The 13303-nt window shown below is 60.4% G+C and carries 15 protein-coding genes; 7 read left to right on the top strand and 8 right to left on the bottom strand.

What is annotated here, in order from left to right:
- Positions 1-43 precede the first annotated feature (43 nt).
- A complete protein-coding gene (locus ACSOSP_RS17010; protein WP_031359874.1) occupies positions 44-220 on the top strand; it encodes a hypothetical protein in 177 nt (58 codons plus the stop codon).
- Here ACSOSP_RS17010 and ACSOSP_RS17005 read toward each other — a convergent pair.
- Positions 186-1325 carry an NAD-dependent epimerase/dehydratase family protein gene (locus tag ACSOSP_RS17005; protein ID WP_455308494.1) on the bottom strand — a complete coding sequence of 380 codons (1140 nt, stop codon included), beginning with the start codon at positions 1323-1325 and terminating at the stop codon, positions 186-188. The genes ACSOSP_RS17010 and ACSOSP_RS17005 overlap by 35 nt on opposite strands.
- Before the next feature lie 59 nt (positions 1326-1384).
- Here ACSOSP_RS17005 and ACSOSP_RS17000 point away from each other — a divergent pair, with 59 nt between their 5' ends.
- From ACSOSP_RS17000 to ACSOSP_RS16990, 3 genes are all read left to right on the top strand, one after another.
- Positions 1385-2416 (top strand): CDP-6-deoxy-delta-3,4-glucoseen reductase, encoded by a 1032-nt coding sequence (locus tag ACSOSP_RS17000; RefSeq protein ID WP_455308493.1) that lies wholly within the window; start codon positions 1385-1387, stop codon positions 2414-2416.
- A 295-nt stretch (positions 2417-2711) separates the two neighbouring features.
- Positions 2712-3896 carry an acetylornithine transaminase gene (locus tag ACSOSP_RS16995; RefSeq protein WP_455308492.1) on the top strand — a complete coding sequence of 395 codons (1185 nt, stop codon included), beginning with the start codon at positions 2712-2714 and terminating at the stop codon, positions 3894-3896.
- Complete coding sequence (locus ACSOSP_RS16990; protein WP_455308491.1) at positions 3893-4315, top strand: GNAT family acetyltransferase; 423 nt, start codon at positions 3893-3895, stop codon at positions 4313-4315. The genes ACSOSP_RS16995 and ACSOSP_RS16990 overlap by 4 nt, the downstream gene beginning before the upstream one ends.
- A gap of 65 nt (positions 4316-4380) precedes the next feature.
- On the opposite strand, the gene ACSOSP_RS16985 is transcribed toward ACSOSP_RS16990, so the two are convergent.
- From ACSOSP_RS16985 to ACSOSP_RS16955, 7 genes are all read right to left on the bottom strand, one after another.
- Positions 4381-5085: an ABC transporter ATP-binding protein gene (locus tag ACSOSP_RS16985; RefSeq protein WP_455311004.1), complete on the bottom strand. Its 705-nt coding sequence runs from the start codon at positions 5083-5085 to the stop codon at positions 4381-4383.
- 29 nt (positions 5086-5114) lie between these two features.
- Complete coding sequence (locus ACSOSP_RS16980) at positions 5115-5891, bottom strand: ABC transporter ATP-binding protein (RefSeq protein WP_455308490.1); 777 nt, start codon at positions 5889-5891, stop codon at positions 5115-5117.
- A 26-nt stretch (positions 5892-5917) separates the two neighbouring features.
- The gene (locus ACSOSP_RS16975; RefSeq protein WP_455308489.1) at positions 5918-7087 is read right to left on the bottom strand and encodes an ABC transporter permease subunit; all 1170 of its coding nucleotides are present in this window, start codon (positions 7085-7087) and stop codon (positions 5918-5920) included.
- Between the two features lie 16 nt (positions 7088-7103).
- Positions 7104-8054 carry a branched-chain amino acid ABC transporter permease gene (locus tag ACSOSP_RS16970; protein ID WP_455308488.1) on the bottom strand — a complete coding sequence of 317 codons (951 nt, stop codon included), beginning with the start codon at positions 8052-8054 and terminating at the stop codon, positions 7104-7106.
- A gap of 185 nt (positions 8055-8239) precedes the next feature.
- Positions 8240-9508 (bottom strand): branched-chain amino acid ABC transporter substrate-binding protein, encoded by a 1269-nt coding sequence (locus ACSOSP_RS16965; RefSeq protein WP_455308487.1) that lies wholly within the window; start codon positions 9506-9508, stop codon positions 8240-8242.
- 486 nt (positions 9509-9994) lie between these two features.
- Positions 9995-10951 carry a 4-hydroxy-3-methylbut-2-enyl diphosphate reductase gene (gene ispH, locus ACSOSP_RS16960; RefSeq protein ID WP_031359864.1) on the bottom strand — a complete coding sequence of 319 codons (957 nt, stop codon included), beginning with the start codon at positions 10949-10951 and terminating at the stop codon, positions 9995-9997.
- Positions 10952-10953: 2 nt separating this feature from the next.
- The gene (locus ACSOSP_RS16955; RefSeq protein ID WP_062081042.1) at positions 10954-11409 is read right to left on the bottom strand and encodes an FKBP-type peptidyl-prolyl cis-trans isomerase; all 456 of its coding nucleotides are present in this window, start codon (positions 11407-11409) and stop codon (positions 10954-10956) included.
- Between the two features lie 315 nt (positions 11410-11724).
- On the opposite strand from ACSOSP_RS16955, the gene radC reads away from it, so the two are divergent.
- The 3 genes from radC (at position 11725) to rpmG (ending at position 13253) form a co-directional block, all read left to right on the top strand.
- Positions 11725-12501 (top strand): RadC family protein, encoded by a 777-nt coding sequence (gene radC / locus ACSOSP_RS16950; RefSeq protein ID WP_455308486.1) that lies wholly within the window; start codon positions 11725-11727, stop codon positions 12499-12501.
- Between the two features lie 339 nt (positions 12502-12840).
- Entirely contained in the window at positions 12841-13074 is a 234-nt protein-coding gene (gene rpmB / locus ACSOSP_RS16945; protein WP_031359861.1) for a 50S ribosomal protein L28, read from the top strand.
- An 11-nt stretch (positions 13075-13085) separates the two neighbouring features.
- Positions 13086-13253, top strand: a complete 168-nt coding sequence (gene rpmG / locus ACSOSP_RS16940) for a 50S ribosomal protein L33 (protein ID WP_006478046.1) — start codon at positions 13086-13088, stop codon at positions 13251-13253.
- Positions 13254-13303 lie beyond the last annotated feature (50 nt).

Below are 13303 nucleotides of genomic sequence, written 5' to 3'. Positions count from 1 at the left end.
CTATACTCCTTACACGACTATTAAAAGAAGCAGGAGGGCCATCATGGCCGCTCACATGACCATTGCAATGATTGCGTTCGTGGCGATCAGCGTGTTGTTTATCGTCGGATTGCTGGTGACGATGCATCTGCGTCATCGCTATCAACCCAACCTGATCGGTGCGCTGATCGGGGCCTTGCTGTGCTTCATCCTGCTGGAGACGCTGCCGGTACTGATGTGACGGCCGGATGATCGTCCGCCTTCTTGCGCGGGGACTCACGCAGGAAGTCGTCGATGCTCGGATAACGCAGCGTGTAACGCATTTCGTCTCGCAGACGGGTGTTCTGCAGACGTCGAGATTCGCGCATGAACGAGAGCATCATCGGCTCGAGTTGCGCCTCGGCTTGCTCGCGCGAAACGCGGGGTGCGTGCGGCAAACCGAACGCATCGGCGATCAGGTCGAAATAGTCGCCCATGCGCAAGTCGCTGTCGTCCGATGCGTGGACCACGCGCTGCGGGCGCGCGCGCCGGATCGCGAGCACGAGAATGGCGGCGAGGTCGTCGGCGTGGATATGGTTGGTGTAGACATCGTCGGCGGGGGCAAGCGCGGGCGTTCCTTTCTGCAGCCGTGCCAACGGCAAGCGGTTGCCGGCATAGATCCCTGGAATGCGCACGATCGATGCACTCAGCATGCCGCGCCGCGTGGCGTTCCGCAATTGCGTTTCCGCCGATACCCGCCGTTTCGCGCGCGCGTTGTCAGGCCTGACCGGGCGCGTTTCATCGATCCACGCCCCGCCGCAATCGCCGTACACCCCGGACGTGCTCGCATAAATCAGGCGAATCCGCGCCCGGCGCGCGGCGGCGCCAGAAACCCGGTCGGGTACAATAGGCGCTCTTTTTATAGCTTTGGCGTGCGTAGCGATGCCCACTCTGACGCCCGCCGGCATGCTGCTTTTGAAGGTCGCGCAAAACCATCCGCGCCACGCTCGCTGACGGGCCACAGCGCTGGTCGCCACGCGCGCAACGGAGCGTCGCGGTGCACTCAACGCGGCAATCAGCGCGCGGGTCCTGTTGTCGTCGTCGCCGGTTTTCTGCGGAGGCGCGAGATGCAGAACCGTTGACGCCAGACCGGCCAGCCGCTGCAGGCTGCGGCGCTCGTCCAGGTTGCCGATCAACGGTGTTGTGCCGGCTGCGCGCAGTTCGGCTGCCCGCGCGGGTTGACTTGAAAGTGCGATCACGCGAGGCGCGGCGGCACGATGGGCGAGAAGCGGCACGCAACGCAGGCCGACATCGCCGCAACCGGCAATCAGCACACGCGCGCGGCGTAGTTTTCGAGTGGCGATCATGCTGTCAATTGTAGCCGCGACAGCTTTTGCATTTGTTTCATCCAACTGATCCAGGATCTATGGCTTTCAACGTTACGCTCCGGCAAAGCGGCCGGCAGTTTCAGGTAGAACCCGACGAAGCGGTGCTGCTCGCCGCCCTGCGTCAGGGCATAGGACTTCCCTACGGCTGCAAGAACGGAGCCTGTGGTTCATGCAAGGGCACGGTCGTGTCAGGCGAAGTCGAGCAGGCCCCGCATTCGTCATCGGCGTTGTCCAACGACGAAAAAACCCGCGGCATGGCGCTGCTGTGCTGCGCAACCGCCAAGGGCGACCTGACGGTCGATATACGCGAAGTCGCAGGGGTCGGCGACATCCAGGTCAAGAAGCTGCCTTGCCGCGTGAACGCGCTGGGACGCAAGGCAACCGACGTCATCGAACTGAAGCTGCAATTGCCGGCCAACGAACGGCTGCAATACCTGGCCGGCCAGTACATCGAATTCATCCTGAAAGACGGCAAGCGTCGCAGCTACTCAATGGCGAGCCCGCCGCATCACGAAGGCCCGATCGAGCTGCATGTGCGCCACATGCCCGGCGGCACTTTCACGGACCACGTGTTCGGCGCCATGAAAGAGCGCGACATCCTGCGCTTCGAAGGCCCGCTCGGCACGTTCTTCCTGCGTGAAGATTCAGAGAAGCCCATCGTGCTGCTCGCTTCCGGCACCGGCTTTGCGCCTATCAAGGCGATCATTGAACATGCTGTGTTCAAGAACCTGAACCGGCCCATGACGCTTTACTGGGGCGGGCGCCGCAAGCAAGACCTGTACATGATGGACATGGCTGAACAATGGGCGAAGGACGTGCCCAACTTCTCGTTCGTGCCGGTGCTGTCGGAACCGGATGCAAGCGACGCTTGGACTGGCCGAACCGGCTTTGTTCATCGTGCTGTCATTGAAGATCTGCCAGACTTGAGCGCGTATCAGGTGTACGCCTGCGGCGCGCCGGTGATGGTGGAATCCGCGCAGCGAGATTTCACGAGTCACCACCGTTTGCCGGAGGACGAGTTCTACGCCGATTCGTTTACCAGCGCGGCGGATCTTGCCAATCCGGTCTAAGCGCACTAGAGGCTGCAGAGTGTGGCGGCTCGACAAAAAATCGGGCCGCCATGGTTTACACGCAGGAACTTCGTAACGTATTCTTCGCGAATGCTCAAAATTTACGCCACTCTTCGACGTCGCTCGCCGCTCCCCTAGGGATGCCGCTGGCTCGTCACGGATTGGCGCTTGAGTTTTCGAACCAGCGCACACTTCGCCACCATGAAGCCACGGAATTCCGTGGCTTTTTGCATTGTGGGTTCGGTATTTTTCCTCGCCACCTTTTTTCCTTGCTGTTTTCGTGGAGCCCGCCGTCATGAATTTCCAAGAGTACCCCGTCGAATCGCTGATGTTCATCACGAACCGTCCTGAGATCGTGTTCACGCACGGCAAGGGTTCCTGGCTCTACGACAACAACGAGAAGCGATACCTCGACTTCATCCAGGGCTGGGCGGTGAATAGTCTGGGTCATTGCAACGACGGCATGATCGAAGCCATGGACAAGCAGGCCCGCACGCTGATCAACCCGTCGCCCGCGTTCTACAACGCGCCGATGGCCCAGCTCGCCGGCTTGCTCACCGCCAACAGTTGCTTCGACAAAGTGTTCTTCGCCAACAGCGGCGCCGAAGCCAACGAAGGCGCGATCAAGCTCGCGCGCAAGTGGGGCAAGAAGTTCAAGGGCGGCGCGTACGAGATCATCACGTTCGATCACAGCTTTCACGGCCGGACTTTGGCAACCATGTCGGCGAGTGGCAAGCCGGGCTGGGACACCATCTACGCACCGCAAGTGCCGGGCTTCCCGAAGGCTGACCTGAACGACATCGCGTCGGTGGAAAAGCTCATCACCGATAAAACCGTCGGCGTGATGCTCGAGCCTATTCAAGGCGAAGGCGGCGTGATCCCGGCGACGCGCGAGTTCATGCAGGCTTTGCGCGCGCTGACGAAAAAACATGGGTTGCTGATGATCGTCGATGAAGTCCAAAGCGGCTGCGGCCGCGCCGGCACCTTGTTCGCGTATGAATTGTCGGGCGTGGAGCCAGACATCATGACCCTGGGCAAGGGCATTGGCGGCGGCGTGCCGTTGGCCGCGCTGCTCTCGACCAAGGAAGTGGCGTGCTTCGAACCCGGCGACCAGGGCGGCACGTACAACGGCAATCCGCTGATGACGGCCGCAGGTTTTTCGGTGATTTCGCAACTGACGGCGCCTGGCTTCCTGGAAGGTGTGCGCGAGCGCGGCGAGTATCTGAAGGCACAGTTGCTGCAGCTTTCGGAGGAGCGCGGTTTCAACGGCGAACGTGGCGAAGGCCTGCTGCGCGCGTTGCTGCTCAATAACGACAACGGTCCGAAGATTGTCGAAATGGCGCGCGACATGGGACCGGACGGTTTGCTGCTGAATGCAGCGCGGCCCAACCTGCTGCGCTTCATGCCGGCGCTGAACGTGACGAAGGACGAGATCGACCAGATGATGTCGATGCTGCGGTCGATACTGGACGCACTGTGATCATTCGGGTCTTCGACGAGCGCGACACGCAGGCCGTGCTTGCGCTCTGGGCACAAGCGTTTCCGGAGTATGCAACGCCTGGCAAACCGCAGCGAGATCCGCGTTTATCGATTCGAAACAAGCTCGCCATGCAGCCGGAGTTCTTCTTCGTCGGCGTATTGAACGAGCGTCTGATCGCAACGGTGATGGTGGGTTACGACGGGCATCGCGGATGGATGTATTCGCTCGCGATCGCCGAGGATGAACGCGGTAACGGTTATGCCCGGGCGCTGGTTGAGCACGCGGAACGCGCGCTCGCCGCCATCGGATGTCCGAAACTCAATCTGCAGGTCATGGCGAACAAGCCGGAAACGCGGGCGTTTTACACGAAACTCGGTTATCAGATGGATGAAGTGGTGAGCTTCGGCAAGCGCCTCTGACATGTATTAAAAAAAAGCCGCATGCCCTTCAAAGGCATGCGGCTTTGTCATTCATCAATCTGCGATCACTCGCCTAGATAAGCCGCCCGAACCTTCGGATCATCCAGCATGGTCTTCGCGTCGCCCGACATGGTGACCAGACCCGAATCCATCACATACCCGCGATTCGCCGCCTGCAACGCCAGCCGCGCGTTCTGCTCAACCAGCAGCACCGTCAGCCCTTCGCCCGAAATCTCACGCACCACTTCGAAGATCTTCTCGACCATGATTGGCGAGAGACCCATCGACGGTTCGTCGAGTAACAGCAACTTTGGCCGCGACAACAACGCACGCGCCATGGCCAGCATCTGCTGCTCACCACCCGACAACGTGCCCGCATACTGCGACGCCCGCTCTTTCAGCCGCGGGAAGAAGCCGAACATGCGCTCGGTGTCCTTGTTGATTTCGTCCGTGTCGTTGCGCAGGTACGCGCCCATCTGCATGTTTTCAAGAATCGACATACGCGCGAAAATGCCTCGTCCTTCCGGCACCATCGCGAGGCCACGCTTGAGCAATTCATGCGATGGCACGCCCTTGATCGACTCGCCCATGTATTCGATATCGCCTGCCGAATACGCCTTCAGGCCCGTGATGGCTTTCATCGTGGTCGTCTTGCCGGCGCCGTTCGCGCCGATCAGCGTCACGAGTTCGCCCTTGCCCACTTCCAGGTCCACGCCCTTGACGGCGTGAATGCCGCCATAGCTGACCTGCAGCCCCTTGATCTTCAACATCGCGCCGTTTGCGCCATTCGTCGTAGCCATCAGTGAACCCCTGCCCCGAGATAAGCCTCGATCACCTTCGGATCCTTCTGCACGTCCTGCGGCAGACCCTGGGCGATCACCTTGCCGTAATCAAGCACTGTCATGTTGTTGCACAGGCCCATCACCAGTTTCACATCGTGTTCGATCAACAGAATCGTGCGGCCGTCGCTGCGAATCTTGTCGAGCAGGCGTGTGAGCTCGACCTTCTCCGTCGCGTTCATGCCGGCGGCAGGTTCATCGAGCGCGAGCAGCTTCGGATCGGTGGCCAGCGCACGCGCAATTTCCAGCCGGCGCTGGTGCCCGTACGACAGGTTGCGCGACGTGTAGTCCGCGTATTGCAGCACGCCCACATACTCCAGCAACTCCAGCGCGCGCTCCTTGATTTCCTTCTCTTCGCGACGCTCGGCCGGCGTCTGCAGCACCGCGCCGATCAGACCGTGTTTCGTGCGCACGTGGCGTCCAACCATCACGTTCTCGAGCGCCGTCATGCCGCCGAACAGGCGAATGTTCTGGAAGGTCCGCGCAATGCCTGCCTTCGCCACCTGATGAACCGCGGTCGGCGTGTACGGCGTACCGTCGAGCACGAAATCGCCCGAATCCGGCGTGTAAAGGCCCGTGATCACGTTGAAGAATGTGGTCTTGCCCGCGCCGTTCGGGCCGATCAGGCCATAGATCTCGCCTTCCCTGATTTCCAGGCCGACTTCGGCCAGTGCCTGCAGGCCGCCGAAGCGCTTGTTCACGCCCTTCACGGACAGTCGAATGGGTTTATCGCTCATTGTTTTTTCTCCACTCTCTCGGGGGCTCAGGCGCGCACCGGCTTCTTGCCAGCGCGCTTCGCAATTTTTGCGATCTTGTCTTCGTGTTTCGGAGACGGCCACAGGCCTTCCGAGCGATACAGCATGATCAGCACCATCGCGAGACCGTAGAGCAACTGGCGAATGACTTCCGTATCGACAATTTCATGGCCGAAGATGAAGTTCTGCAGCGGACCCATGGTCGAGCGCAGGAATTCGGGGAACACAGCCAGCAGCACCGCACCCAGGATCACGCCCGGAATGTGGCCCATGCCGCCCAGCACCACGCACGCGAGCACCACGACCGATTCCCAGAACGTGAACGATTCCGGCGAGACGAATCCCTGGAACGCACCGAACATGGCGCCCGACAAACCGCCGAACGATGCACCCATCGCGAAGGCCAGCAGTTTCACGTTACGGGTGTTGATGCCCATCGCCTTGGCGGCGATTTCGTCTTCGCGGATCGCGGCCCACGCGCGGCCAATACGCGAATGCTGCAAGCGTATGCACACGAAGATCACGAACAGCGCACACAGCACGAACAGGTAGTAGTAGTTGTAGACCGATGGAAAATTGAACCCGAACAACGAGTGGGTCTTCGACAGGTCGAAACCGAAGAACGACACCGGGTCGATGCCGGTAATCCCCTTCGGCCCGTTCGTGATGTTGACCGGGCGATCCAGGTTGTTCATGAAGATCCGGACGATTTCCCCAAAGCCCAGTGTCACGATAGCGAGGTAGTCGCCGCGCAGACGCAGGGTAGGTGCACCGAGCAAGACGCCGAAGGTGGCTGCCAACGCCATCGCGCACGGCACGATCACCCAGATTGGCGCATGCAGGCCACCAGGGAACAGATGCGCGATCCACTCGAACTGCGTGGTCAGTTGCGGCGAGGACAGCAGCGCAGCCACATACGCGCCCACTGCGTAGAACGCGATATAGCCCAAGTCCAGCAGGCCGGCGAAACCCACCACCACGTTAAGACCTAGCGCCAGCATCACGTACAGCATCGCGAAGTCGAGCACGCGGACCCAGTAATTGCCGCCGGCCGCGCCGATCAGCATGGGGGCGAGGATCACCAGCGCGGTCACCAGCACCGTGACGATGTAGTTCTTCGCGGTCTTTCTTTCAGGGATGAGCGTGGTCGACGGCTCGATCGGTTGAATTGAAGTCATGCTTGGTCTCCCTGTTTTAAGCGCGATCTGCGACACGTTCGCCGAGCAGGCCGGACGGACGGAACACCAGCACGATGATCAGCACGATGAACGCGAACACGTCCTGGTAGTTACTGCCGAACACACCGCCGGTCAAATTGCCGATATACCCGGCGCCGAGCTGTTCGATCAGGCCGAGCAGCACGCCGCCCACCATCGCGCCGCCCAGGTTGCCGATCCCCCCCAGCACCGCCGCCGTGAACGCCTTCAACCCGGGGATGAAGCCCATGTAGAAGTGCGCGTTGCCGTATTCGGAGGCGATCATCACGCCGGCAAGAGCCGCGAGCGCGGAGCCGATCATGAAGGTCGCGGAGATCACGAAGTTAGGGTTGACCCCCATCAGGCTCGCGACACCCGGATTCTCGGCAATGGCGCGCATGGCGCGGCCGAGTTTCGTCTTGTGCACGAGCAGCAGCAAGCCGCCCATCACGAGGAACGCGACCACGATGATCACGATTTCCGTCATCGAAATAACGGCGCCCGGACGATCGGCGGTGGCCGTGATCACGTTGATCGGATCGGTCGGCAGCAGTTGCGGGAAGGCCAGCGGATTACGGCCCCAGATCATCATGGCGATGGTCTGGAGAAGAATCGATACGCCGATAGCCGTAATCAGCGGAGCCAGACGCGGCGCCTTGCGCAAAGGCCGGTAAGCAACGCGTTCGATGGTGTAGCCGACCAACGCGCACACGACTGCGGCAACCAGTAGCGCGATAACCAGCACCAACGATAACGGCAGGCCCGGGAAATGGTTCTGCATGACGCCGATGGCAGACAGCGCCACCATGGCGCCGACCATCAGCACGTCCCCGTGTGCGAAGTTGATGATGCCGAGAATCCCGTACACCATCGTGTAACCCAACGCGATGATGGCGTAGACGCTGCCAAGCACCAGCCCGTTGAGAATCTGCTGGATGAAGATATCCATTGAAGGCTCCTTAGCCCGTGCGACTAGATTTACGCTTTATCGCTGGCCGATAAACCGAAGGGAAGTAAAAAATGCAACCGCACCGCGCGTACTTGAAAAAAAACTCTAAAACGTCCGAAAGTGACTACGTATCGAGGGGTTGGTCAACCTTATGTGCATTCGCCGCATGGCGCCGCAACACAGGATTACGGCGTAACGACGTCAATGACGTTCTTCTTGTTATCCTTGAAATCGATTAGCGTGATGGCTCCGCCGCCCTTCAAATCGCCTTTGTCATCGAATGCAATGTGCCCTGTCAGGCCATTGAAATCCGTCGATGCAATCGCGGCAAGCACCTTTGGCGCTTCAATCGAATTCGCCCGCTTCATGGCGTCGACAATCACATAGACAGCGTCATAGGTGAACTGCGCGTAGCTCTCTACCGGGATCTGGAACCGCGCTGCGTAGCGCTGCGCGAAATCCCCGCCTTTGTCCAGCTTCGACACGTCCACACCCAGTTCCGAGCACACCACGTTCGGCGCTGCGTTGCCCGCGAGCGTGGCCATGTCGGCGGAACATATGCCGTCACCGCCAAGAATCTTTGCCTTGATACCCAGCGCCGCAGCCTGCTCGGCAAACGGTCCACCGGTGACGTCCATGCCGCCGAACATCACCGCGTCCGGCTGCGTGCGTTTGATCTTGTTCAGGATCGCCTTGAAGTCACGGGACTTGTCGGTCGTGACTTCGTGCCCCGTAATATGCCCGCCGCCTGCGACTACGGCTTTCGCAAACTCGTTCGCGAGACCCCGGCCATAGAGCGTGGCGTCATCGACAACCACGATTTTCCGCGCGTGCAGCGTCTTGAGCGCATAGGCCGCGAGCACCGGCCCCTGGCGCGCGTCCGTCGGCACGACACGGAAGGTCGTTTTGTACCCTTGCTGCGTGAACGCGGGATTGGTCGTCGCACCCGAGATCTGCGCCACGTCCGCGTCGCTATAGATCTTCGATGCGGGAATCGACACGCCCGAATTCAAATGCCCGACAACTGCTACCACGTGATCGGCCACCAGTTGCTGCGCCGCTGCCATCCCTTTCTTGGGATCGGCTGCATCGTCCTGCGTATCCAGCTCGAGATGAATCGCGTGGCCGTCAATGGTGAGCCCCTGCGCGCTTATTTCCTCGATAGCCAGCCGTGCGCCGTTTTCGTTGTCCTGCCCGAGGTGAGCCAGCGGTCCGCTAATCGGTGCAACGTGGCCGATCTTGACGACAGTCGCGTTGCTGGCCGGTGAGGGCGCGGAGGCCGCAGCCGCCGATGCCGGCACGGCCGGCGCACTCCCCCCAACATTCGCCGAGGCTGCAGCCGAAGCTTCCGGCACCGCCGATGCCCCCGCGGCGGGCTCGTTATCACTCTTTTTGCTGCACGCCGTTGCCATCGCAACCGCGATGGTCACGGCAAAGCCAAACTTCATTCGCATTCAGTAGGTCTCCGGCGCCTTGAAAAGCTGGTGTTTCCAGCCCATCCGGCTTGGAACGCGCGCATTGTAACTCGGTTTTTGAGACGTGCAATATTGTTCAGCGACAGGGGTTTTCCTCCATTGCAACCCTCGCTTCGGCCTCTGATGGAGGTCTTGGAGCAACCCGGTTGCGCCTCGCGTCGGCGCGCTAGTTGCACCATCGGTTGGCATCGTGGGTAAACACCGATGCGTGCGCATCGCTTCGGCGACGCTGCGGATTCTCATCAACGAATTTCATGGTGCGAGTGCAAAATCAACCGGTCAATCCGGGCGTTCTCGTATCGGCCCTGCCGACGTGCTCGCGAGCGCGGCGTTCGGGCGCACTATTTCCGAAGCGCGTAAATGGACAAAAGGCCGCGTCAACACACGTTGGCGCGGCCTTTCAATACACCCTTCGGCTGTCATCTCCAATTCAGCAACGAGGGACGACGCTTCCCGGACAGTGCGTCACCCCGGCAGCGTCAGCCCACGCGGCAACGGAAACGAAACCGTCTCCTCGATCCCTTCCAGCGGACGCACGTTGCGCACCCCCAGCTCGCGCAACCGCGCGATCACGGCCTGCGCCAGCACTTCCGGCGCCGACGCGCCCGCCGTCACGCCGATGCGCTTTTTCCCTTCCACCCATTTCGGATCGATTTGCGTGGGCGAATCCACCATGTAGGCGGGGATGCCGCGCTTTTCAGCGACTTCGCGCAGCCGGCTTGAATTCGAACTGTTCGGGCTCCCCACTACGATCACCACATCGCATTGAGGCGCGAGAAACTTCACCGCGTCCTGACGATTCTGCGTGGCGTAGCAAATATCCTGCTTCTTCGGCTCTTTCACCGACGGGTATTTCGACTTCAATGCACCGATGATTGCGGAGGCATCGTCGACAGACAGCGTGGTTTGCGTCACGTAGGCAATCCGGTCGGGATCGGCGAGCGCGAGCGCCTCCACGTCCTCGATATCCTCCACCAGATGCATGCCTTCGCCGCTCTGCCCCATCGTGCCTTCCACTTCAGGATGGCCCTTGTGGCCGATCATCACGATATCGAAGCCCTCCTGGCGCATTTTCGCTACTTCCATATGCACCTTGGTCACGAGAGGGCAGGTGGCGTCGAACACGCGCAAGCCACGAGTTTCCGCTTCCGAGCGCACCGCCTTCGACACGCCGTGCGCGCTGAAAATCAGCGTACTGCCTTCAGGCGCATCCGCCAGGTCTTCGATGAACACCGCGCCTTTCTTGCGCAAGTCCTCGACCACATAGGCGTTGTGCACGATCTCATGGCGTACATAGATAGGCGCGCCGAACAGCGCGATGGCCCGCTCCACGATTTCGATTGCACGATCGACGCCGGCGCAAAAGCCACGCGGCTGGGCGAGAAGAATTTCGACATCGAGCAGGGTGTCAGTGGAGCTCATGGCTACAGAATTCCGATGATTTTCACTTCGAACGCCAGCGCCTGGCCGGCAAGTGGATGATTGAAATCGAACAGCGCGGAGGTCTCGCCGACCTCCTTGAGCACGCCCGCGTAACGGCCACCGCCCGGCGCATTGAATTCGACAAGGTCGCCGGGAGAAAAATTCTCGCCGATCATGGCGTTCTCTCGCAACGTGGCAAGCGACACCCATTGCAGCATTTCCGGATTGCGCGGACCGAACGCCTGGCCAGGCATCAGCCGAAAGGTCGAGTGGTGGCCTACCTTCAGACCCAGCAGAATGTCTTCCAGCGGCGGCGCGAGATGACCGGCGCCCAACAACAGCGTAGCGGGCTTGTCGGCGAACGTGCTGACAATGTCCGCTCCATCCTCAAGCGCAAGCCGGTAATGAAGCGTGACGTGCGAACCGGGTTTCACCTCGGAAATATCAATGATGCTCATGTTTGATCGTGGTAGCCGTAAAAGCCTGATTTACCTTCTCAGCCGGTCCCGCCGTCCGATGAAAGGCCGGGCGTCCAAAGAGGACGCGGTCATGGCGAAAGCCTGGCCGGTATCCGGGCATCGCTGCGCCGGGAGCAACGGCCTCGTGGACCAAACCGCCAGGCGCTCGCTCGGGGAGATGCCAAACCTGCATTGTAAGCCACAGTGCGACCGCCCCGCCTCGGTCCGAATAATGGCCCAGCCAGATATGGAATGGGCCGGGCGCTCGCGGCTTTCGACAATATTTCCGCGCCTGCGCGCGGGCAGGAGCGAGACATGAATGCCCGGCTCGAGCTGGTGCACAACAACGCGCCCTATCCCGTCAACGCCCTGCACGCCGTTGAGCCTTCAGCACCGATCGCGCCTGCTGTCATGCGCATGCTCGACTGGCCTGAGCGTGACCGTCCGCGCGAACGCCTGTTGAAACTGGGCGCGCAGACGTTATCGGACGCCGAGTTGCTGGCGCTGTTCCTGAATACGGGCCGCCCGGGCATGACGTCCGTCGACGTGGCGCGCGACCTCCTGATCCGGTTCGAATCAATTAGAGGCGTGCTGGGCGCGACTGCGACGGAATTACGCAGATTCGACGGCATCGGCCCGGCCAAGGCGGCGCTGCTGCTCGCTGTCTCGGAGTTGTGCCAGCGTTCGCTCGCGGAGAAAACCCGCGACCGGCCCTTGCTCGACGCCCCGCAAGCGGTGGAAGACTATTTGAAATGGCTGATCGGCACGCGGCCCAACGAAGTGTTCGTCACCCTGTTTCTCGATATCAAACATTGCCTGATTACCGTGGACGAATCGTCGAAGGGGTCGATTTCGCGCGTTGCCGTCTATCCTCGGGAAATCGTGCGGCGGGCGCTCACATTAAATGCGGCCAGCCTGATCGTCGCGCATAATCACCCCTCCGGCGGCGTTGAGCCGAGCGCAAACGACCGCAGGCTGACGCGAGTCCTGCAGGACTCGCTCGCGTTGATCGACGTCCGGCTGCTGGATCATCTGGTTGTAACCTCAAATGAAGTCTTCTCTTTTTCGCGACAGGGATGGATTGCGGCATGACGTGAATCCCGGCGCAGCCGAAGTTGCGGCCCAACGCGGATTTCATTGAATTAATAGCCCGCCGGCGGCAAAAGTGGCAAAACCAAGCCTGAATGGGGCTGCGCAAGCCGAAAATCGGTTGAAACCTGCCCCGGACCAGATAGCCGGATACCTCGTCCGGTACCAAAAAGAGTTGATTTTGCTGGTTTTTTGCGGTTAGAATCTCGGTTTGCTTCTTTCAACCAACCTGTTCCGAGCGTGCGCGGTCATCATTTCGGGCAAACCTCTCCGGTAGCCCGAAGCGGTCCAAAATGTATCTGGCGTTCGAACTCAGAATTAAAGCGTATTAGGAGTGCTCTCATGGCACGTGTATGCCAAGTAACCGGGAAGGGGCCGATGAGCGGCAACAACGTTTCCCATGCGAACAACCGCACCAAGCGTCGTTTCCTGCCCAATCTGCAAAATCGCCGCTTCTTCGTTGAAAGCGAAAACCGCTGGGTTCGTCTGCGTCTCTCGAACGCCGGCCTTCGCCTGATTGACAAGAACGGCATCGACTCCGTGCTCGCAGATTTGCGCGCACGTGGCGAAGTCTAAGGAGCACGAACATGGCCAAGGGCGCACGCGACAAGATCAAGTTGGAATCGACCGCAGGAACGGGTCACTTCTACACGACCACGAAGAACAAGCGCAACATGCCGGAAAAGATGGCGATCAAGAAGTTTGATCCCGTTGTCCGCAAGCACGTTGAATACAAAGAAACCAAGATCAAATAAGATCCGGTCTCTTTCGCTTCAGCTTCAAGAAAAGCCTCGCTCACGCGAGG

It is taken from the genome of Caballeronia sp. KNU42, assembly GCF_053760385.1.
The sequence above is the reverse complement of the archived record's forward strand: the minus strand, read 5'-3'. Positions and strand labels throughout refer to the sequence as shown.